The sequence below is a fragment of the Cellulosimicrobium sp. EB106-03-01-XG111 genome (assembly GCF_058792115.1).
This window is the reverse complement of the sequence record NZ_JBYTEQ010000020.1, coordinates 17,188-36,669: the sequence shown is the minus strand read 5'-3', so window position 1 is coordinate 36,669 and position 19,482 is coordinate 17,188. Positions and strand designations below refer to the sequence as shown.

17 protein-coding genes and 1 pseudogene are annotated in these 19,482 nt (G+C 74.9%); 12 read left to right on the top strand and 6 right to left on the bottom strand.

Annotated elements, in window-relative coordinates; translation table 11 throughout:
- Nucleotides 1-253: 253 nt before the first annotated feature.
- A complete protein-coding gene (locus AC3WT4_RS15550) occupies nt 254-1,027 on the bottom strand; it encodes a YflT domain-containing protein (RefSeq protein WP_492315858.1) in 774 nt (257 codons plus the stop codon).
- A 155-nt stretch (nt 1,028-1,182) separates the two neighbouring features.
- On the opposite strand from AC3WT4_RS15550, the gene AC3WT4_RS15545 reads away from it, so the two are divergent.
- A complete protein-coding gene (locus AC3WT4_RS15545) occupies nt 1,183-2,523 on the top strand; it encodes a magnesium transporter MgtE N-terminal domain-containing protein (protein ID WP_108048568.1) in 1,341 nt (446 codons plus the stop codon).
- Nucleotides 2,516-3,025: a DUF1003 domain-containing protein gene (locus AC3WT4_RS15540; RefSeq protein ID WP_074809396.1), complete on the top strand. Its 510-nt coding sequence runs from the start codon at nt 2,516-2,518 to the stop codon at nt 3,023-3,025. The genes AC3WT4_RS15545 and AC3WT4_RS15540 overlap by 8 nt, the downstream gene beginning before the upstream one ends.
- Before the next feature lie 10 nt (nt 3,026-3,035).
- On the opposite strand, the gene AC3WT4_RS15535 is transcribed toward AC3WT4_RS15540, so the two are convergent.
- Entirely contained in the window at nt 3,036-3,833 is a 798-nt protein-coding gene (locus AC3WT4_RS15535) for a maleylpyruvate isomerase family mycothiol-dependent enzyme (RefSeq protein WP_400110339.1), read from the bottom strand.
- A 109-nt stretch (nt 3,834-3,942) separates the two neighbouring features.
- Between AC3WT4_RS15535 and AC3WT4_RS15530 the strand changes: the two genes are divergently transcribed.
- From AC3WT4_RS15530 to galK, 7 genes and pseudogenes are all read left to right on the top strand, one after another.
- Nucleotides 3,943-5,091 (top strand): Mrp/NBP35 family ATP-binding protein, encoded by a 1,149-nt coding sequence (locus AC3WT4_RS15530; RefSeq protein ID WP_492315857.1) that lies wholly within the window; start codon nt 3,943-3,945, stop codon nt 5,089-5,091.
- A 437-nt stretch (nt 5,092-5,528) separates the two neighbouring features.
- The gene (locus AC3WT4_RS15525; protein WP_074809052.1) at nt 5,529-6,557 is read left to right on the top strand and encodes an efflux RND transporter periplasmic adaptor subunit; all 1,029 of its coding nucleotides are present in this window, start codon (nt 5,529-5,531) and stop codon (nt 6,555-6,557) included.
- Nucleotides 6,557-7,453, top strand: a complete 897-nt coding sequence (locus AC3WT4_RS15520; protein WP_492315856.1) for an ABC transporter ATP-binding protein — start codon at nt 6,557-6,559, stop codon at nt 7,451-7,453. The genes AC3WT4_RS15525 and AC3WT4_RS15520 overlap by 1 nt, the downstream gene beginning before the upstream one ends.
- Nucleotides 7,450-8,661, top strand: a complete 1,212-nt coding sequence (locus AC3WT4_RS15515; RefSeq protein ID WP_074809051.1) for an ABC transporter permease — start codon at nt 7,450-7,452, stop codon at nt 8,659-8,661. The genes AC3WT4_RS15520 and AC3WT4_RS15515 overlap by 4 nt, the downstream gene beginning before the upstream one ends.
- Nucleotides 8,662-8,753: 92 nt before the next feature.
- Nucleotides 8,754-9,527, top strand: coding sequence for a DeoR/GlpR family DNA-binding transcription regulator (locus AC3WT4_RS15510; RefSeq protein WP_074809050.1), 774 nt, complete (start codon nt 8,754-8,756; stop codon nt 9,525-9,527).
- A gap of 63 nt (nt 9,528-9,590) precedes the next feature.
- Nucleotides 9,591-10,793: pseudogene (gene galT, locus AC3WT4_RS15505) on the top strand (galactose-1-phosphate uridylyltransferase); the annotation flags it as partial.
- Nucleotides 10,794-10,817: 24 nt separating this feature from the next.
- Nucleotides 10,818-12,080, top strand: coding sequence for a galactokinase (galK, locus tag AC3WT4_RS15500; protein ID WP_492315891.1), 1,263 nt, complete (start codon nt 10,818-10,820; stop codon nt 12,078-12,080).
- Between the two features lie 10 nt (nt 12,081-12,090).
- Here galK and AC3WT4_RS15495 read toward each other — a convergent pair whose 3' ends face one another.
- Together AC3WT4_RS15495 and AC3WT4_RS15490 are read right to left on the bottom strand one after the other, a co-directional pair.
- Nucleotides 12,091-12,894, bottom strand: coding sequence for an exodeoxyribonuclease III (locus AC3WT4_RS15495; RefSeq protein ID WP_083385320.1), 804 nt, complete (start codon nt 12,892-12,894; stop codon nt 12,091-12,093).
- 45 nt (nt 12,895-12,939) lie between these two features.
- A complete protein-coding gene (locus AC3WT4_RS15490; protein ID WP_492315855.1) occupies nt 12,940-14,298 on the bottom strand; it encodes an MFS transporter in 1,359 nt (452 codons plus the stop codon).
- A gap of 82 nt (nt 14,299-14,380) precedes the next feature.
- Between AC3WT4_RS15490 and AC3WT4_RS15485 the strand changes: the two genes are divergently transcribed.
- Genes AC3WT4_RS15485 through AC3WT4_RS15475 form a run of 3 tightly spaced genes read left to right on the top strand, consistent with a single transcriptional unit; the run spans nt 14,381 to nt 17,156 of the window.
- Nucleotides 14,381-15,472 carry an ABC transporter permease gene (locus tag AC3WT4_RS15485; RefSeq protein ID WP_492315854.1) on the top strand — a complete coding sequence of 364 codons (1,092 nt, stop codon included), beginning with the start codon at nt 14,381-14,383 and terminating at the stop codon, nt 15,470-15,472.
- Nucleotides 15,469-16,296: an ABC transporter ATP-binding protein gene (locus tag AC3WT4_RS15480; RefSeq protein ID WP_074809041.1), complete on the top strand. Its 828-nt coding sequence runs from the start codon at nt 15,469-15,471 to the stop codon at nt 16,294-16,296. Before AC3WT4_RS15485 ends, AC3WT4_RS15480 begins: the two co-directional genes overlap by 4 nt.
- Nucleotides 16,293-17,156 carry an ABC transporter ATP-binding protein gene (locus tag AC3WT4_RS15475; protein ID WP_492315853.1) on the top strand — a complete coding sequence of 288 codons (864 nt, stop codon included), beginning with the start codon at nt 16,293-16,295 and terminating at the stop codon, nt 17,154-17,156. The genes AC3WT4_RS15480 and AC3WT4_RS15475 overlap by 4 nt, the downstream gene beginning before the upstream one ends.
- A 90-nt stretch (nt 17,157-17,246) precedes the next feature.
- On the opposite strand, the gene AC3WT4_RS15470 is transcribed toward AC3WT4_RS15475, so the two are convergent.
- Nucleotides 17,247-18,128: a bifunctional methylenetetrahydrofolate dehydrogenase/methenyltetrahydrofolate cyclohydrolase gene (locus AC3WT4_RS15470; protein ID WP_257418729.1), complete on the bottom strand. Its 882-nt coding sequence runs from the start codon at nt 18,126-18,128 to the stop codon at nt 17,247-17,249.
- A complete protein-coding gene (gene glyA, locus AC3WT4_RS15465) occupies nt 18,125-19,414 on the bottom strand; it encodes a serine hydroxymethyltransferase (RefSeq protein ID WP_074809035.1) in 1,290 nt (429 codons plus the stop codon). The genes AC3WT4_RS15470 and glyA overlap by 4 nt, the downstream gene beginning before the upstream one ends.
- Nucleotides 19,415-19,482 lie beyond the last annotated feature (68 nt).

Below are 19,482 nucleotides of genomic sequence, written 5' to 3'. Positions count from 1 at the left end.
GAGGTGAACTCACGTGGCGAAGAGCATCAAGAAGGAAGCGTCGATGTCCATCAAGGAGAAGCGCGCCCAGAAGCGCGAGAGGGCTGCCGAGACCGCAGTGAAGTCGCGGAAGCGCTAGCGGCGCTTCCGCCGAGGGCCGGCCGACGGACGACGACGTCCAACGGTCGGCCTTCGTCGTCCCCCAGGTCCGGGGACGCCTGAGCCCGACCGGAGCGCGGTCGGGCTCGGGCGCCCGGTCAGGCAGTGCGCTCGGTCAGGCAGGGCGCTCGGGCTGGTCCGGGTGCGGGCCGGGGGCGGTCGCCGGCCCGGGGTCTGCGCCGGGTGCCGGCGCGTCGGTCGGCTGGTCCGACGTCGGGCGCATGGCGCCGTAGCGCGGCTCGCCCGTCGGCGTCGTCCAGCGCGGGTCGGGCGTGCGGGCCGGAGGCGCGGCCGGAGGCGGCGGGGCAGGGACGCCCGCCGAGGGTTCCGGGGCCGGGGCGGCGGGGGGCGTGGTGCCGGGGGTGCCCCAGCCGGGGTTGGCCGGCGCGGCGGGTCCGCGGACGCCGCCCGCGCCCTCGGGCATGCGGCCCAGGAGCTGGCGCGCCTCACCCGCGCGCTCGGGCGCGCAGAGGATGCCGTAGGACGAGGCGACGATCTGGCTCTGCGACGTGAAGTCGCGCTTGCCCTGCGTCAGCGCGTACGACAGCACCGAGAAGAGCAGGCCGAACCCGGCGCCGATCCCGACGGCGGTGAGCACGAACCCGCCCTGGCCGGAGAACATGAAGAGCAGCAGGCCGACGAAGAGGCCGAACCACGCGCCGGACGCGGCACCCGCGATCGCGACACGACCGTAGGTGAGGCGGCCCGTCACGCGCTCGACCATCTTGAGGTCGGTGCCGACGATCGTCACGAGCTCGACCGCGAACTTGTTGTCCGAGAGGAAGTCGACCGCCTTCTGCGCCTCGAGGTAGGTCGCGTACGACGCCACCTCCTCGCCGCGCGGCGGGGTGGGGACACGGGGGACGGCACCCGGGCGTGACATGCTCATTCGCCCAGTCTGTCCTACCCGGGCGGAGCGCGCGAGGGCCGCTCCCCGGCCCGACCGGCCGACGACGGCGGGGAGGCGGCCGGGAGACGGCTCGGGACGCCCGCCATCTGCCGGGACGGAGCGCGGCGACCGGGGCGCGTGCGTAGGCTGGCGGCGTGAGTGCAGCCACCACCGTCTTCGTCGCGCGCCTGGCCGGGACCAGCGTGTTCGACCCCATCGGCGACCAGGTCGGGCGGGTGCGGGACGTCGTCGTGCTCATCAGGCCGAAGGGGGCGCCGCGCGCGGTGGGCCTCGTGGTCGAGGTGCCCGGCCGGCGCCGCGTCTTCCTGCCCCTGACGCGCGTGACGAGCATCGACGCGGGCCAGGTCATCTCCACCGGGCTCGTCAACATGCGGCGGTTCGAGCAGCGCGCCATGGAGACCCTGGCCGTGAGCGAGCTCCTGGAGCGCACGGTGCAGTTCGTCGACGGGTCGGGCTCGGCGACGGTCGAGGACCTCGCGATCGAGCGCCAGCGCACCGGCGACTGGCTCGTCACCAAGCTGTACGTGCGCCGGCAGGCGCAGCACAAGGGCACGCTCGGGCTGCGCCGGCGGGGCGACGCGCTCGTCGTCGACGTCGACGCCGTGACCGGGCTCGCCGGGAGCACGGAGGCGCAGGGCGCCGCGATGCTCCTCGCCGCCTACGACGACCTCAAGCCCGCCGACCTCGCCGACGTCATCCACGACCTCGGCGACACGCGCCGGCTCGAGGTCGCGGGCGCGCTCGACAACGAGCGGCTCGCCGACGTCCTGGAGGAGCTGCCCGAGGACGACCAGGTCGCGATCCTCTCCGGGCTCGACACCGACCGCGCCGCCGACGTCCTGGAGGCGATGCAGCCCGACGACGCGGCCGACCTCCTGCACGAGCTCCCCGAGGCCCAGGCCGCCCAGCTCCTCGAGCTCATGGAGCCCGACGAGGCGCGCGACGTGCGCCGCCTCCTCTCCTACGCGGAGGACACCGCGGGCGGGCTCATGACGTCCGACCCGGTCGTGCTCGGCCCGGAGACCACCATCGCGACCGCGCTCGCGCAGATCCGCCGCAAGGACCTCGCGCCCGCGCTCGCGTCGATGGTGTTCGTCGCGCGCCCACCGCTCGAGACGCCCACGGGCCGGTTCCTCGGCGTCGCGCACTTCCAGCGCCTGCTGCGCGAACCCCCGCACGCGGCCGTCGGCTCGGTGCTCGACTCCGACGTCGAGGGCGTCACGCCCGACGCGCCGCTCGGGCGCGTGACCCGCATCCTCGCGACCTACGACCTGCTGTGCGTGCCCGTGCTCGACGCGGAGAAACGCCTGCTCGGCGCGATCAGCGTGGACGACGTGCTCGACCACATGCTGCCCGACGACTGGCGCGAGACCGACGACGAGGACACCGAGGCCGCGCGCCGTGCCGTCGCGAGCGGGCGCGCGCGCACCGCCGTGCCCGGCCGGCCGGGCACCGCGGGGGTGGCCCGTGGCTGACCGCCTCGACACGCCGAAGACCGCGCGCCGCAGCTTCTTCCCGCGCGTCAAGGTCGACCAGGACGCCGTCGGCCGCTCGACCGAGGGCATCGCACGCTTCCTCGGCACGCCGCGGTTCCTCGTCTACCTCACCGTGTTCTGCGCGCTGTGGATCGCGTGGAACTCGTGGGGCCCGGAGGGGTTGCGGTTCGACTCCGCCGAGTTCGGGTTCACCGCGCTCACGCTCATGCTCTCGCTCCAGGCGTCGTACGCCGCGCCGCTCATCCTGCTCGCCCAGAACCGGCAGGACGACCGCGACCGCGTCACCGCGGAGCAGGACCGCCAGCGCGCGGAGCGCAACCTCGCGGACACCGAGTACCTCGCACGCGAGATGGCCGCGCTGCGCATCGCGCTGAGCGAGGTCGCCACGCGCGACTTCGTGCGGTCCGAGATCCGCAACCTGCTCGAGGAGCTGGAGGAGAAGGCGGCCCGTCAGCCCGACGACGAGGTCGCCGACCGCTGACCCCGAGGCGCTACTGCGTGCCCTCCGCCGCGACCCGGCGCAGCCGCTCGGCGAGGGCGGGGTCGCCCGCGACGGCGAGCCCGTCCGCCGGGCCACGGCCCCAGAGCCACAGGTCGAGCGCCCAGGCCGGGCCGGAGACCTGCGTCGTCGTCGAGCCGGGCAGGTCGACGAGCTGAGCGACGTCCAGGTCGTACGCCGTCCCCGACTCCGGACCGGTCCCCGTGAAGCGCCCGAACGCGAGCTCCCAGCTCCGCGGGCGCTCCCCCGGGCCGTCGACGACGACCGACACCGTCGCGCCGTCGGGCGTGAAGACGCCCCAGCCGGGCACCCCGTCGACCATGACGGACAGCACCTCGTCGACCCCGTCCGCCGCGACGTCCGGGTCGGCGGGCGTGACGTCGCGCCCGGCCGTGAGCTCGGCGTCGGCGCGGTGGACGAGCGCCTCGTGGGCCTGGCGCCGCAGGACCCAGCCGACGTGGCGGCCCTCCTCGTGCCACGACCAGCAGGGCTCGTCGGGGTCACGACCGGTGAGCGCCGCGACGAGCCGGCTCGTCGAGCGCTGGAGCAGCGCGGGCAGCTCGGCGTCGGAGGACGGCCGGGCCAGCGGCTCGACCTCGTCGCCGTCGGTCCCCTCCCCGGGGGCCGGGCCGACGACGCGCGCCCAGAAGTCCTGCACCTCGGCGAGGTGGTAGAGCAGGTCGGCGCCCGTCCACTCGGGGCACGCGGGGACGCGCGCGTCGGGCGGGGCGCTGCGCACGGCGTCGCCGAACAGCTCGCTGTCCCGCGCGAGGGAGGCCAGGGCGTCCATCCGTGCACGGTAGCCCCGATCCGCGGCGCTCGTCGTGCGACGGGGCTCACGTCCGGCCCGGGACCTACGGCCCGGCCGACCGGGTGTCGGCCCCGCCTACGATGGGGGCATGCCCGACCCCGCCGCAGACCTGCTCGAGCACGCCGTCCGGCAGGCCCTCACCACGGTCCTGGACCCGGAGATCCGCCGCCCCGTCACGGACCTCGGCATGATCCGCTCGGTCGACGTCGAGCCCGGTGCGCCGGGCGCCGTCGTGACGGTCGGCGTCGACCTCACGGTCGCCACGTGCCCGATGCGCGACACGCTCGTGCGCGACGTCGACATCGCGGTGCGCGCCGTCGACGGCGTGGCGGACGTCCGGGTCGACCTCGGCGTCATGAGCGCGGAGCAGCGGGCCGAGCTGCGCACGATGCTGCGCGGCGGCGTGGGCGAGCCCGAGATCCCCTTCGCCAAGCCGGGGTCGCTGACGAAGGTGTACGCGATCGCGTCGGGCAAGGGCGGGGTGGGCAAGTCGTCGGTCACGGCGAACCTCGCGGTCGCGCTCGCCGCGCAGGGCCTCGAGGTCGGCGTCGTCGACGCGGACATCTACGGGTTCTCGATCCCGCGCATGCTCGGCGTCGACCGGCAGCCCACGCGCGTCGACAACATGCTCCTGCCGCCGATCGCGCACGGCGTGAAGGTCGTCTCGATCGGCATGTTCGTGCCCCCGGGCCAGCCCGTCGTGTGGCGGGGACCGATGCTGCACCGCGCCCTCCAGCAGTTCCTCGCGGACGTGTTCTGGGGCGACCTCGACGTGCTGCTCCTCGACCTGCCGCCCGGCACGGGCGACATCGCCATCTCGGTCGCGCAGCTCCTGCCCGGCAGCGAGATCGTCGTCGTCACGACGCCGCAGGTCGCCGCCGCGGAGGTCGCGGAGCGGGCCGGGTCGGTCGCGACGCAGACCCAGCAGGGCGTCGTCGGCGTGGTCGAGAACATGTCGTGGCTCGAGCAGCCCGACGGGTCGCGCCTCGAGGTGTTCGGGGCGGGTGGCGGCGAGCGCGTCGCGGCGAACCTGTCGCGCGCGACGGGGACCACGGTCCCCCTCCTCGGCCAGGTGCCCCTCGACGTGTCGCTGCGCGAGGCGGGCGACGGCGGCACCCCGGTCGTGCTCTCCGACCCCGGCTCCCCCGCCGCGGCCGCGCTGCGCGACGTCGCGACCGGCCTCGCGCGCCGGCCGCGCGGGCTCGCGGGGCGGTCGCTCGGGGTCACGGTCGTCTGACGCGACGGCCTCCGGACGTCGGCCGGTCTTTCACCGTCCTTTCCCTATCTTTTCCGCGCGCCACGGTATAGTCTCGCCCGCATCTCGTCCGGGGGGACGGCCGTCGGGCCGGTGAGGGGGATCGTGTCGTGGCATCGCCGCCGCTCCGCCCTGCCCTCGTCTCGCTCGCGATCCCCCTGACCTGCGACGCCGCCCCCGCCACCCGCGCAGAGCGCTGCTGTCCGGCGGGTGCGCACGCCCGTCCCACGTGGTCACGTCGACGTGACCGGCCGGTGACCCACCGGTGACGAAGCCGCGACAGAACTCCTCCCCAGGGATGACGACGCCGTCCGTGTCCCCGCCCTAGCCTCGGGCCGGGCCGTCGTCGGCCCCGCCAGCAGCGTCCGCTCGTCGTCCCGCCACCGTCGTCCCGCCACCGTCGTCCCAGGAGCCCGCACGTGGGTATCACCCGCCGGATCATCTTCCCCGCCCTCCGCATCGTGATCTGGGCGGCGATCGCCGCCCTGCTCGCCGTGATCGCCTTCCGCTCGGCGCCCGAGCCACCGGTCGACCCGGCGTTCCCCACGGCGCAGATCGTCGAGCCGCGCGTCGCGGTGACCACCGGGGACGTCACGAACACCGTGGTGCTGACCGGCCAGGTCGTCGCCGACCCGGCAGCACCCCAGAAGGTCACGCAGCGCGGCGTCGTGACCGCGGTCCACGCCAAGCCCGGCGACGTCGTCGAGGCGGGCGCGCCCCTCCTCGAGGTCACCCTCGAAGAGCCTCGCGAGCCCCTGACCGAGACCGACCCCGAGACGGGCGAGGTCACGGTCACCGAGCGTCGGCCGAAGGTCACGCGAGAGACCGTCAAGGCCACCATCGGCGGGACGGTCGCCACGTTCACGGCGCTCAAGGACCAGGAGGTCGCCGTCGGCGAGGACTTCGCGACCGTCTCGCCCGGCACGCTCTCGGTCACGGGCAGCATGGTCGCCGAGCAGCAGTTCCGGCTCCTCCAGATCCCCGGCGAGGCGACCGTCACGGTCACCGGCGGCCCCGCGCCGTTCGTGTGCACGAACCTCCGCATGGGCGCCGCCGCCGCCCCCGCGGGCACGCCCGAGGAGGGCGCACCCGACCCGGCCGCCGGCGCGTCGTCCGCGAGCGTGACGTGCGCCGTCCCGGGCGACGTCACCGTCTTCGCCGGGCTCGCCGCCGAGCTGGAGATCACGGCGGGCTCCGTCGAGGGTGCCCTCGTGGTCCCCGTGACGGCGGTCCTCGGCCGCGTCGAGCAGGGCAAGGTGTGGGTCGTCGGCGCGGAGGGCGAGCCCGAGGAGCGCGCCGTGACGCTCGGTCTCACCGACGGGTCCGTCGTCCAGGTGACCGAGGGCCTCGCCGAGGGCGACGAGGTCCTCGAGTTCGTGCCGGGCCAGGACGTCATGCCGGTCATGGACGACATGATGGTCACGGACGACAGCGAGGCCTCGTACTGATGAGCCTCCTGGAGCTCAGCGGGGTCACCCGCTCGGTGCTGCTCCCCGACGACCGCGAGCTCGAGATCCTGCGCGGCATCGACCTCACGGTCGGCGCGGGCGAGCACGTCTCGATCGTCGGGCGCTCGGGGACGGGCAAGTCGACCCTGCTCAACATCCTCGGTCTCCTCGACAGCCCGACGAGCGGGGACTACCTGCTCGACGGCGTCCCGATCGGCCGGCTCTCCGGCCGCGCCCGGGCGCGACGCCGCGGCACGGACTTCGGGTTCGTGTTCCAGCAGTTCAACCTGCTGCAGGGTCGTACCGCGCTCGAGAACGTCGTCGCCCCGCTGCTGTACGCGCGCGGGCGCCAGTTCTGGCAGCGGCGCACGCTGGCCGCCCAGATGCTCGAGCGGGTGGGCCTCGGCGACCGCCTCGACACCCGCCCCGAGAAGCTCTCGGGCGGCGAGCAGCAGCGCGTCGCGATCGCCCGGGCCCTCGTGCGCGTCCCGCGTGTCATCCTCGCGGACGAGCCCACGGGGGCGCTCGACGTCGACACGGGCAGCGAGGTCATGGACCTGCTCGACACCATCGCCCGCGAGAACGGGTCCGCGCTCATCGCGATCACGCACGACCTCGCCGTCGCCTCCCGCGCGGGCCGACAGTTCCGGCTCGCCGACGGCGTGCTCACCCCGATCGCCATCAGCGCGCGCAGCGCCGGGTCGCTCGGGGCGCTCGGCGCGCCGTCGAGCACCGACGACGGGGCCGGGAGCGACCCCGGGACGAGCCACGACCACCAGGCCGAGCACGTGGCCCGGCCGCTCGTCGGTGCAGCTCCCGCGCTCTCCGCCCGCACGACCGCCGCCACCGCGGCCGGTACCACGGACACCGCGCGCGACGCGGGAGCCACGGCATGACCGGCGTCGTCGGCGCCCTCCTCGAGGCGTGGGACGAGCTGCGGGTCCACAAGGTGCGGGTGCTGCTCGCGCTCGTCGGCGTCGCCGTCGCGGTCTGCGCGATCACCACGATCTCGGCCGCCGGGGAGATGCTGCGCCAGGTCTCGGCCGAGCAGAACGAACGCTGGGGCGGTCGCCCCGCGACGCTCCAGGTCTCGGCATGGCCCACGGGCGACGGCGGGAGCGTCATGCCCACGTCGGAGGAGTACGAGCAGGTGTTCGACGAGATCGTCGACCGCTACGGCATCGGCTACTCCTCGATGCTGCGCGACGCGCCCGCACCGGTGCGGTTCCCCGGCGGCACGCGCGAGATCACCACCACGGGGGTGGAGCCCGACTGGGCCACGATGCACCGCTTCCAGGTGACGTCGGGTCGCTGGTTCACGGAGGCGGACGCGGACCGTCTCGCGCCCGCGCTCGTCGTCAACCAGGCGTTCCTCGACGCGCTCGGCGGAACGACCGTGGCCGAGCACCCGACGGTCACGATCGGCGGGGACAACCCGGTCGTCGCGACCGTGGTCGGGGCCTTCCCGGACGACTGGCCGGACATGGACCCGGTCGCGTACGCGCTGGTCGACGCCCAGTCGACGTGGGTCACGCCCGAGTCGATGGAGATGATGGGGCCGCCCCGGCTCGAGCTGTGGGTGCCCGACGACCTGTCGGACGCGCTCGTCGAGACGGTGCGCCGCGACGTGGCGGGCGCGCTCGAGGGCGTCCAGGCCGACGTCTACCGGTCCGACTCGCCGTCGGCGTCGGTCGTCGACGGCGCGATCCGGTGGGTCGTGCTCGGCGTGAGCGCGATCGCGCTGCTGCTCGGCGGGCTCGGCCTCGTGAACATCGCGCTCGTCACGGTGCGGTACCGGATCCGCGAGATCGGGATCCGCCGCAGCTTCGGCGCGAGCTCGGGGCGAGTCTTCTTCTCCGTGATGATGGAGAGCGTCGTCGCGACGACCGTCGCGGGCGTGCTGGGCGTGACGGTCGCGATCGTCGTGCTGCACAACGTCCCGCTCGACGTGCTCATGGGCTCGGCCGTCCAGGACGCACCCGGCTTCCCGTTCTCCGCCGCGGTGACCGGGATGCTCGCGGCCGTCGGGATCGGGGCGCTGGCGGGGCTCCTTCCCGCGCTCGTCGCCGTGCGCGTCAAGGTGATCGACGCGATCCGGTACTGACCCGCTCGGCCCGGCCTCGTCGCCGGGCCGAGCGATGTTGGTTCCTGTTCGGTCATGTTGGATTTCTCGGCGATGTGGACAATACTGTCGGCATGCTCGCCTCACAGCGCCAGGAGCGCATCCTCGCGGAGATCCGCGACCACGGCGCGGTCCGGATCGGCGACCTGACGCGGGAGCTCGGCGTCTCGGACATGACGATCCGGCGCGACCTCGTGGAGCTCGCCGACCAGGGCCTCGTCCGGAAGGTCCACGGGGGTGCCGTCGCCCCGCACACGACCGCGCACGAGCCCGGCTTCGCCGCGAAGAGCTCGCGGGAGGCCGCGGAGAAGGAGGCGATCGCCACCGCGGCGGCGCGCCTCATCACGCCGAACGCCTCCGTCGCGCTGAGCGCCGGCACGACGACCCACCTGCTCGCCGCCCGCATCGCCGCGGACCCCGCGCTGCGGCCGCTGACGGTCGTGACGAACTCCCTCCCGGTCGCCGAGATCCTGCACCGCGCCAACGACCCACGGCTCGAGACGATCCTCACCGGCGGCAGCCGCACGCCGTCCGACGCGCTCGTCGGCCCGCTCGCCGAGGCCGCGCTGTCCGGGCTGCGCGTCGACCTCGCGTTCGTCGGCGCGCACGGCGTCGACCCGGAGATCGGGCTCACGACGCCGAACCTCGACGAGGCCGCGACGAACCGCGCGCTCATCGAGTCCGCCGGGCGCACCGTCGTCCTCGCCGACCACACGAAGTGGCACACCACGGGCCTGCGCGTCTTCGCGACGTTCGCCGACGTGGACGTGCTCGTCACCGACGTCGGGCTCGCCGAGGACGAGCGCGCGCGCGTCCAGGACCTCGTCGAGCAGCTCGTCGTCGCCTGACCGGCGACCGCAGCCCCGGCTCCCCGCACTCCCCCACCGCACCGCGATCGGAACACCGCACGCATGAACCCGCACCTGCGCCGCACCTCGACCCGGCTCGCCGACGGCCGCGAGCTCGTCTACTTCGACGACTCCCCCGCGTACGTCTCGGGCGAGCGCACGCGACGGCTCGACGACCCGCGACCGCTGCCGGACCGCTTCGCCCCGGTGCCGGGTCCGGACGGCGTCCCGCACCCGTACGTCGGTCCGGAGATGCGCCGGGACCCGCTCACCGGCGACTGGGTCCCGCTCGCGGTGCACCGCATGAACCGGACCTTCCTGCCCGCCGCGGACTCGTGCCCGCTGTGCCCCGCGCGGCCCGGCAGCGCGTACTCGGACGGCGAGGTCCCCGACACGGACTACGACGTCGTGGTCTTCGAGAACCGCTTCCCGTCGCTCCAGCGCGTTCCTGGCGTGCCGGACGCGGTGGTGACGGACGCGCCGCTCCAGCAACACGCCCCGGCGGCGGGCCGGTGCGAGGTCGTGTGCTTCTCGAGCGACCACCGCGCGTCGTTCGGCGCGCTCCCGCCGCAGCGGGTCCGCACGATCATCGACGCGTGGGCGGACCGCACCGCCGCGCTGGGCGCCGAGCCGGGGGTGGAGCAGGTCTTCTGCTTCGAGAACCGCGGCCCGGAGATCGGCGTCACCCTGCACCACCCGCACGGCCAGATCTACGGCTACCCGTACGTGACGCCGCGCACGCGCGCGCTGCTCGACCAGGCCCGCGAGCACCACCGCCGCACCGGCCGCAGCCTGCTGCGCGACGTGCTCGAGTCCGAGCTCGCGGACGGCCGCCGCGTCGTCCTCGAGACCGAGCACTGGGTCGCGTACGTGCCCTACGCGGCGCGGTGGCCCGTCGAGGTCCACCTCGCGCCGCGACGCGACGTCCCCGACCTGCCGGCGCTCACGGACGCCGAGCGCGACGACCTCGCCGCCGCGTACCTCGAGCTGCTGCGCCGCCTGGACCGGTTCTTCGAGAAGGCCGACGGCGACCCCATCCCCCTGCCGTACATCGCCGCGTGGCACCAGGCCCCGGCCCGCGAGGGCCGCTCGGTCGCCGACGGTGGCACCGACGACGTCACGCTCGCGCGGCTGCACCTCCAGGTGTTCTCCGTGCTGCGCGCGCCCGGCAAGCTCAAGTACCTCGCGGGCTCGGAGTCGGGCATGGGCGCGTGGATCAGCGACACCACGCCCGAGCGCATCGCCGCACGGCTCCAGGAGCTCGCCCCGGCGAGCGCCGCCCGGGGCTGGGTGCCCGCGCTGTCGGACGACGACGGCGCCGCCCGCGCCCGCGCCCTCCTCGCCGAGGCGTTCGGCGCGGACGAGACCGGCGAGGGGGTCCACGTGTGGGCCGCGCCCGGGCGCGTCAACATCGTCGGGGAGCACACCGACTACAACGCGGGCCTGTGCCTGCCGGTCGCGCTGCCCCACCGCACCTGGGTGGCGCTGCGCCCGCGCACCGACTCGCTCGTCCGCCTCGCGTCCGCGCAGGCGCCCGGCGAGACGTGGACGGCACGCCTCGAGGACGTCCGCCCGGGCGAGGTCGCGGGCTGGGGGTCGTACGTCGCGGGCGTGGCCTGGGCGCTGCGCGAGCACCTCGTCGCCCAGGGCGCGGACCCCGCCGCCGTCCCCGGGTTCGACGCGGCCGTCGACTCGAGCGTCCCGTTCGGCGCCGGGCTCTCGTCGTCCGCAGCCCTCGAGTGCGCGGTCGCCGTCGCGCTCGACGACGTCGCCGGGCTCGGCCTCGCGGCGACCGACGCGGGCCGCGCCACCCTGGCCGCGGTGAGCATCCGCGCGGAGAACGAGATCGCGGGCGCGCCCACCGGCGGCATGGACCAGTCCGCGGCGCTGCGCGCGCAGGCCGGTCACGCGCTCCTCCTCGACTGCCGTCCCGGGCTCGACCCGGTCGAGTCCGCCACGCAGGTGCCGTTCGACCTCGACACCGCGGGCCTCGCGCTGCTCGTCGTGGACACTCGGGCGGAGCACCGGCTCGTCGACGGCCAGTACGCGCAGCGCCGGGCCACGTGCGAGGGCGCCGCCCGCACGCTCGGGATCGCCTCGCTGCGCGAGCTCGCCGACGCGGTGGACGCGAGCGACGACCCGGCGGCCGCGCTCGCCCGGGCGCTCGACGCGCTGCCCGACGACGTCGCGCGCCGCCGGGTGCGCCACGTCGTCACCGAGATCGGCCGGGTGCGCGAGCTCGTGGCGCTGCTGCGCGAGGGGCGGCCGGACGCCGTCGGCCCGCTGCTGAACGCGTCGCACGCGTCGTTGCGCGACGACTACGAGGTGTCGAGCGTCGAGCTCGACGTCGCGGTCGACGCGGCGCGCGTCGCGGGCGCCCTGGGCGCGCGGATGACGGGCGGCGGGTTCGGCGGCTCCGCGATCGCGCTCGTGCGTGCGGACCAGGTCGAGACCGTGGCGGACGCCGTGCGCGCCGCGTTCGAGCGCGAAGGGCTCGGCGCCCCGGGCTTCCTGCTCGCGACGCCGTCCGCGCCCGCCGGGCGGGTCGCCTGACCGGGTCGGCTCAGACGTCGTAGGTGACGACGAGGGGCGCGTGGTCGCTCCAGCGCTCCTCGTGCGACGGCGCGCGGTCGACCTCGACCTTGACCGCGCGCTCGGCGAGCGACGGCGTCGCGAGCTGGTAGTCGATGCGCCAGCCCGAGTCGTTGTCGAACGCGCGCCCGCGCCACGACCACCAGGTGAACGGGCCCGGGCCCTCGCCGCCGTGGACGCGACCCAGGTCGACGAGCCCGACCTGGTCCAGCCACACGTCGACGTACGCGCGCTCCTCCGGGAGGAACCCCGCGCTCTTGAGGTTGCCCTTCCAGTTCTTGATGTCGACGTTGCGGTGCGCGATGTTGAGGTCGCCCGCCAGGACGACCTTCTCGCCCGTGGCCGCGAGCTCGCGCAGCCGCGCCGTCACCTTCTCCAGGTAGGCGTACTTCGCGACCATCGTCTCCGGCTGGCTCACGGTGCCCGAGTGGATGTAGGCCGAGACCACGGTGAGACGACCGCCGTCGGGCAGCTCCAGGTCGGCCTCGACCCAGCGTCCGGTGTCGACGGGCGGCTCGGGCTCGCCCGCCCCGAGGCCGACGCGGACCGCGGACACGGGCAGGCGTGACGCGACCGCGACCCCGGCGCGGCCCTTGATGTCGCACGCCTGGTGGGCGACGTGCCAGCCCTCCAGCAGGTCGTTGACGACCGAGTCGGGGGCACGCACCTCCTGGAGCAGCAGGACGTCGGGTGTCCGGGACGCGATCCAGGCGTCCATCCCCCGGCGGTAGGCGGCGCGGATTCCGTTGACGTTGGCGGTGGCGAGGGTCAGCACGCGGGCCATCCCATCACACGCCACCGACAGCGAGGCGCTCCGGTGTCACGCCGGCGGCGTGGTCTCGCTCACGGGCGCCGCGACGACGCGGGCGGGGCGGAACGCGCTCGCGAGGATCGCCGAGACGGCCGCGAGCACCGCCAGCACGACGAACCCGACCCGGAGGTGGTGGGCGGTCGCGAAGACGCCGGTGAGCACGCCGCCGAGCACGGCGCCCGCATAGGTGAAGACGTTGAGCCGCGCGACCGCGCGGTCGGTGACCGTCGCCACGACCCCGGAGGACGCCTCCCCCGTCGCCCCGGCGCGGCCCGCCGCGACGGCCTCCCGCGCCCGGTCGCCGACCGCCGAGAACGCGAGCGGCGCGACGACGCCGAGCCCGAGGCCGGTCACCGCGAGGCCGAGCACGGCGACGGGCCAGGCCGGGGCGGCCGCCACCGCGACGAACCCGAGGGCGCCGAGCGTGCCGCCCAGCCGCACGACCCGGACCCGGCCGAGGCGCTCGACCAGGCCGTCCCCGACGAGCCGCGACACGATGAGCGCCGCCTGGTACGCCGCGTACCCCAGCGGGGCGGCGGCCGCGCTCGCCGCGAGGACGTCGCGCAGGAACGTCGCGCTCCAGCTCGACACGGCGGAGTCCGCGACGGGGAACGCGAGCATCCCCGCGCCGAGCAGCGCGATCGTGCCCGCCGCGACCCACGTCACCGTCCCGGGCGTGGCCACGGCGCCCGTGCCGGCCGGGCCGTCCCGCACGACGCCGTCCCGGACCACCGCATCGCTGACCACGGCATCCCGCACCACCGCATCCCGCACCACGGCATCCCGCACCACAGCGTCCGGGGCGACGGCACCCGGGACGGCACGGCCGCCGTCGGGCAGGTGCAGCGCGAGCCAGACCGCGCCCGCGGCGACGAGCAGCGCCGCGAGCGGGAGCGCGAGCGGCTGGCCGAGACCGGCCAGCGCGCCGCCCGAGACCGCGAGCGCGCCGAGCACTCCCCCGGCCGCGTTCGCGGCGTAGAACGACGCGAGCAGGCTGCGGCCGTGCGTGCGCTCGACGTCGATCCCGAGCATGTTCATCGCGGCGTCGACGGCGCCGAGCGCGAGCCCGTAGAGGCCGATCGCCCCGAAGAAGACGGGCCACGACGGCGCGAGGCCGATCCCCGCGACCGCCGCTGCGGCGAGCAGCAGGCCACCGACCACCACGGTCCGTGCTCCGCGCAGCGCCGCCACGACGCCCGACAGCGCGCTGCCCAGACCGGCGAGGACGCACACGCCCAGCACGACGAGCGTCACGACGTCGTCGCCCATGCCGAGCCGGTCCTTGTAGCCGGGGATGCTCGTGAGCACCACCGCGAACCCGAAGCCCTGCACGGCGTACGCCGCCGTCGTCGCGATGCGCTCCGTCACTCGCGCAGGGTAGCGCCTCGCCAGGGCCGGACCGCCGCCGACGCGGTGGAGCGCACGCCGCTCGCGCCGTACCGTCGGCTGTATGAGGGCGATGATCGTCAAGGAGTTCCGGGAGCTCGCGCGCGACCGGCGCACCCTGGGCCTGCTCATCGCGCTGCCCCTGCTCCTGCTCGTGATCTTCGGCTACGCCGCGAACTTCTACGTCTCGACCGTCGAGACCGCCGTGGTCGGCCCGCAGGCCGAGCAGGTGGCCGCCGCGCTCCCGGACTTCTTCGAGGTCACGACCACGTCGCCGGACGACGACGAGGCGGACGCTCGGGACCTGCTCCGGGACAACGCCGTGGACGTCGCGATCGTCACCGGCGCCGGCACGCCCGAGGCGCTGGTGGACGGCTCCAACCTCTTCGCCGCGCAGTCCGCGCTCGCGGAGCTCGCGCGCGTGGGCGCCGGCTCCGGGACGCCCGTCACGACCGAGGTCCTCTACAACGCCGACCTGGAGACGTCGTGGGTCATGGTGCCCGCGATCATCGGACTGATCCTCACCTTCATCGGCACGATCATCACGAGCATCGGCCTGGTGCGCGAGCGCGAGGCGGGCACGCTGGAGCAGCTCGCCGTGATGCCCCTGCGGCCGAGCACGGTCATCCTCGGCAAGATCGCCCCGTACTTCCTGCTCGCCGCGGCGGACATGATCGTCGTGACCGTGCTCGGGGTGCTGCTGTTCGACGTCCCGTTCAACGGCAGCGTCCTGACCTTCGCGCTGGGCGCCGCGATCTTCCTGTTCGTCGTCCTCGGTGTCGGCGTCTTCATCTCGACGATCTCGCAGACGGCGGGCCAGGCGATCCAGAGCGCGTTCTTCGTCCTGATGCCGCAGATCCTGCTGTCGGGGATGATCTTCCCGCTCGACGCCATGGCCGCCGGCGTCCGCTGGATCGGGTACCTGCTGCCCCTCACCTACTTCACGATCATCTCGCAGGGCGTCATGCTGCGCGGTGCGACGTTCGGCTCGCTGTGGTGGGCGTTCGCCGTGCTCGCCGTCATGACGGTGGTCGTCTTCACGGCCGCGACGCTGCGGTTCCGGAGGGACCTCGCGCCCGAGCGGCGCGCGAGGGCGGCCCCCGGCGACGCGCCCGCGCCCACGCCCACGCCCACGCCCGAGGACCGTGCGGCATGAGCGACGGGGTCACGTCGGTCAGCGTGTCCTTCGGCGCGCGGCGCGCGCTCCAGGACGTCACGGTGGAGGTGCCCGCGGGTCAGGTCGTCGCGGTCGTCGGCGGCGACGGAGCCGGCAAGACGACGCTGCTCCGGACGCTCGTGGGCGAGATCGTCCCCGGCTCCGGGCGCGTCTCCGCTCCCGGGAAGAGCGAGATCGGCTTCCTCCCAGCCTCCTCGGGCAGCTGGGCGGCGCTCACCGTGGCGCAGAACATCGACTTCGTGGCCGGGGTCTACGGGCTCACGGGGGCAGCGCTCGAGGCCCGGCGCGCAGCGCTCCTGGCGGGCGCCGGTCTGACCGAGGCGTCCGACCGGCTCGCGTCGCAGCTCTCCGGTGGGATGCGCCGCAAGCTCGGGTTCTGCATGGCCGTCGTGCACGAGCCACGGCTCGTCGTGCTCGACGAGCCCAGCACGGGCGTGGACCCCGTCAGCCGCATCGACCTGTGGCGGCTCGTCTCGCAGGCCGCGGCGTCGGGTGCCGCGGTCGTCCTGTCGACCACGTACCTCGACGAGGCCGAGCGCGCGGGCCACCTCGTCGTCCTCGACGAGGGCCGGGTGCTCGTCCAGGGCTCGTACGACGACGTCCGCGCCGGGTTCCGCGGGACCGTCACCCGGGGCGACGTCGCCCGGCGCCCGCCCTGGTCGTGGCGCCGCGGGCGCGAGCGGCACGAGTACTGGCCGGACGCCGACGCCCCGCCGGGCCTGCCGGTCGTGGAGCCCGACCTGGAGGACGTCGTCATCGCGCTCTCCCTCGCGCGGCGCGCGTCGCGGGAGCTCCCCGCATGAGCGACCCCGTCCTCGTCGCGCGGCACGTGACGTGCCGCTTCGGGTCGTTCACCGCCGTCGACGACGTCTCGATGCGCGTCGGGCCGGGTGAGGTCGTCGGCCTGCTCGGGGCGAACGGCGCCGGGAAGACCACGCTCATGCGGATGCTGCTCGGGCTCCAGCCGGTCACCGAGGGTGTCGTGCAGATGCTCGGCGGGGCGCCGAACCGCAGCCGTCGGCGCCGCGTCGGCTACCTGCCGCAGAACCTCGGCCTGTACGCGGACCTGACGCTGCGCGAGAACCTCGCGTTCGTCGGCGCCGCGTACGGCACCGGCGCCCCGCGCCTGCCGGACGACCTCGCGGACGACGCCGACGTCCTCGTCAGGGCTCTGCCCCTCGGCACGCAGCGCCGGGCCGCCTTCGTGGCAGCCCTGTCGCACCGGCCCGAGGCCGTCCTGCTCGACGAGCCCACCTCCGGCGTCGACGCGCTCGCCCGCGCACGGCTGTGGGACACGATCCGCGAGCAGTCCGACCAGGGCGTGGGCGTGCTCGTCACGACGCACTACCTGCAGGAGGCGCAGCAGTGCGACCGTCTGCTGCTCCTGTCGCAGGGTCGGCTCGTCGCGCAGGGCAGCGAGCGGGACGTCGTGGGCGACACCCGCGCCCTGGCCGTGCGCACCCGCGACTGGGCGTCCACGTTCTCCGAGCTCGACCGCGCGGGGCTCCCGGTGACCCTGGACGGCCGGTCCGTCCGCGTCGCAGGCGCGAGCGTGGAGGCGGTCCGTGCCGCGCTCGCCGGCACCTCGCCCGACGCCCGGATCGAGCCCGTGCCGGCGACGATCGAGGAGCGCATGCTCGTCCTGGCGCGCGGGGCCTCCTGAGGCACCCGGGCCGTCGTCTTCCGGGCACGGGGTGGCGGTGCCGACGGTCGGCCCGGCGCACGGGCGCCGGGCCGACCTCGCTCGGTGCCGTCAGGCGGAGGCGCGCTCCGCGGCGTCGACGACGTTCGCGAGGAGCATCGCGCGCGTCATCGGGCCGACCCCGCCGGGGTTCGGCGAGATCCAGCCCGCGACCTCGGCGACGTCGGGCGCGGCATCTCCGACGACGCGGCTCTTGCCGGTCTCCGGGTCGACCTCGCGCGAGACGCCGACGTCGATCACGACGGCGCCCGGCTTCACCATGTCGCGCGTGACGATCCCGCGGACCCCCGCGGCCGCGACGACGACGTCGGCGCGGCGCACGAGCGCGGGGAGGTCCGTCGTGCCGGTGTGCGTCAGCGTCACGGTCGCGTTGACCGCGCGCCGCGTGAGCAGCAGGCCGATCGAGCGGCCGACGGTGACGCCGCGGCCCACGACCACGACCTCCTTGCCCGCGAGGGAGATCCCGTGCCGCTCGACGAGCTCGATGATCCCGCGCGGCGTGCACGGGAGCGGCGACGTGACCTCCTCGTTGACGCGCAGCACGAGCCGGCCGAGGTTGGTCGGGTGCAGCCCGTCCGCGTCCTTGGCCGGGTCGATGAGCTCGAGCACCCGGTTGGTGTCGATGCCCCGCGGCAGCGGGAGCTGCACGATGTACCCCGTGCAGGCCGGGTCGTCGTTGAGGCGCCGGACGGCGGCCTCGATCTCCTCCTGCGTCGCGTCGCCCGGGAGGTCCTCCCGGATCGACGCGAGCCCGACCTCCGCGCAGTCGCGGTGCTTGCCCGCGACGTACCACTGCGAGCCCGGGTCGTCGCCGACGAGGAGCGTGCCCAGACCCGGCACGACACCCTTCTCCGCGAGGACCGCGAGGCGGTCCTTCAGCTCGGCCTTGATCGTGGCGGCGGTGGCCTTGCCGTCGAGGATCCGGGCCGTCACTGCTGGAGGCCCGGGTACAGCGGGAAGTCGGCCGTGAGCTTCTGCACGCGGGCCCGCAGCGCCTCGGCGTCGGCCGCGGCGCCCTCGCGCAGCGCGGTCGCGATGATCTCGGCGACCTCCGTGAACTCGGCGTCGCCGAAGCCGCGGGTCGCGAGCGCCGGCGTGCCGATGCGCAGGCCGGACGTGACGCGCGGCGGGCGCGGGTCGAACGGCACGGCGTTGCGGTTCACGGTGATGCCGACCTCGTGCAGGAGGTCCTCGGCCTGCTGGCCGTCGAGCGCCGAGTGGCGCAGGTCGACGAGGACGAGGTGGACGTCGGTGCCGCCCGTGAGGACGGAGACGCCGGCCTCGGCGACGTCGGCCTGGGTCAGCCGGTCCGCGATGATGCTCGCGCCGCGCAGCGTGCGCTCCTGGCGGTCACGGAAGCCGTCCGTCGCAGCGACCTTGAACGACACGGCCTTGGCCGCGACGACGTGCATGAGCGGGCCGCCCTGCTGGCCCGGGAACACGGCGGAGTCGATCTTCTTGGCGTACTCCTCCTTGCTGAGGATGAAGCCGGAGCGGGGGCCGCCGATCGTCTTGTGGACCGTGGAGGACACGACGTCCGCGTACGGCACCGGGGACGGGTGCAGGCCTGCGGCCACGAGGCCCGCGAAGTGCGCCATGTCCACCCACAGCTTCGCGCCGGCCTCGTCCGCGATCTCGCGGAACGCCGCGAAGTCGAGGTGGCGCGGGTACGCGGACCAGCCGGCGATGATGACGTCGGGGCGGGTCTCGAGGGCCTGCTTGCGGACCTCGTCCATCTCCACGCGGTACGACTGCGGGTCCACGCCGTACGCGGAGACGTCGTAGAGCTTGCCCGAGAAGTTGATCTTCATGCCGTGCGTGAGGTGGCCGCCGTGCGCGAGCTCGAGGCCGAGGATCCGGTCGCCCTTGTTGATGAGCGCGTGCAGGACGGCGGCGTTCGCCTGGGCGCCCGAGTGCGGCTGCACGTTGACGTGCTCCGCGCCGAACAGCGACTTGGCGCGGGCGATCGCGAGGTTCTCCGCGATGTCGACCTGCTCGCAGCCGCCGTAGTACCGGCGGCCCGGGTAGCCCTCGGCGTACTTGTTGGTGAGCACGGAGCCCTGCGCCTGCAGGACGGCGCGCGGGACGAAGTTCTCGGACGCGATCATCTCGAGGGTGTCGCGCTGGCGCGCGAGCTCCCCGTCGAGGACGGCCGCGATCTCGGGGTCGAGCTCGGCGAGCGGGGTGTCGAGGACGTTGTCGGCTGGCTGGGCGCTCATGGCGTCTCCTCCGCGGGTGTCTGGCAGTTCGTCGTCGGTGGTCACGTTCCCGGCTCGCCGGGTACGCC

Bases quoted from the DNA above. Each gene is read 5' to 3' on its own strand.
- AC3WT4_RS15550 (WP_492315858.1), bottom strand. From the start codon at position 1,027: ATGAGCATGTCACGCCCGGGTGCCGTCCCCCGTGTCCCCACCCCGCCG.
- AC3WT4_RS15475 (WP_492315853.1), top strand. From the start codon at position 16,293: ATGAGCGACCCCGTCCTCGTCGCGCGGCACGTGACGTGCCGCTTCGGG.
- AC3WT4_RS15520 (WP_492315856.1), top strand. From the start codon at position 6,557: ATGAGCCTCCTGGAGCTCAGCGGGGTCACCCGCTCGGTGCTGCTCCCC.
- AC3WT4_RS15530 (WP_492315857.1), top strand. From the start codon at position 3,943: ATGCCCGACCCCGCCGCAGACCTGCTCGAGCACGCCGTCCGGCAGGCC.
- AC3WT4_RS15485 (WP_492315854.1), top strand. From the start codon at position 14,381: ATGAGGGCGATGATCGTCAAGGAGTTCCGGGAGCTCGCGCGCGACCGG.
- AC3WT4_RS15480 (WP_074809041.1), top strand. From the start codon at position 15,469: ATGAGCGACGGGGTCACGTCGGTCAGCGTGTCCTTCGGCGCGCGGCGC.
- AC3WT4_RS15535 (WP_400110339.1), bottom strand. From the start codon at position 3,833: ATGGACGCCCTGGCCTCCCTCGCGCGGGACAGCGAGCTGTTCGGCGAC.
- glyA (WP_074809035.1), bottom strand. From the start codon at position 19,414: ATGAGCGCCCAGCCAGCCGACAACGTCCTCGACACCCCGCTCGCCGAG.
- AC3WT4_RS15510 (WP_074809050.1), top strand. From the start codon at position 8,754: ATGCTCGCCTCACAGCGCCAGGAGCGCATCCTCGCGGAGATCCGCGAC.
- AC3WT4_RS15515 (WP_074809051.1), top strand. From the start codon at position 7,450: ATGACCGGCGTCGTCGGCGCCCTCCTCGAGGCGTGGGACGAGCTGCGG.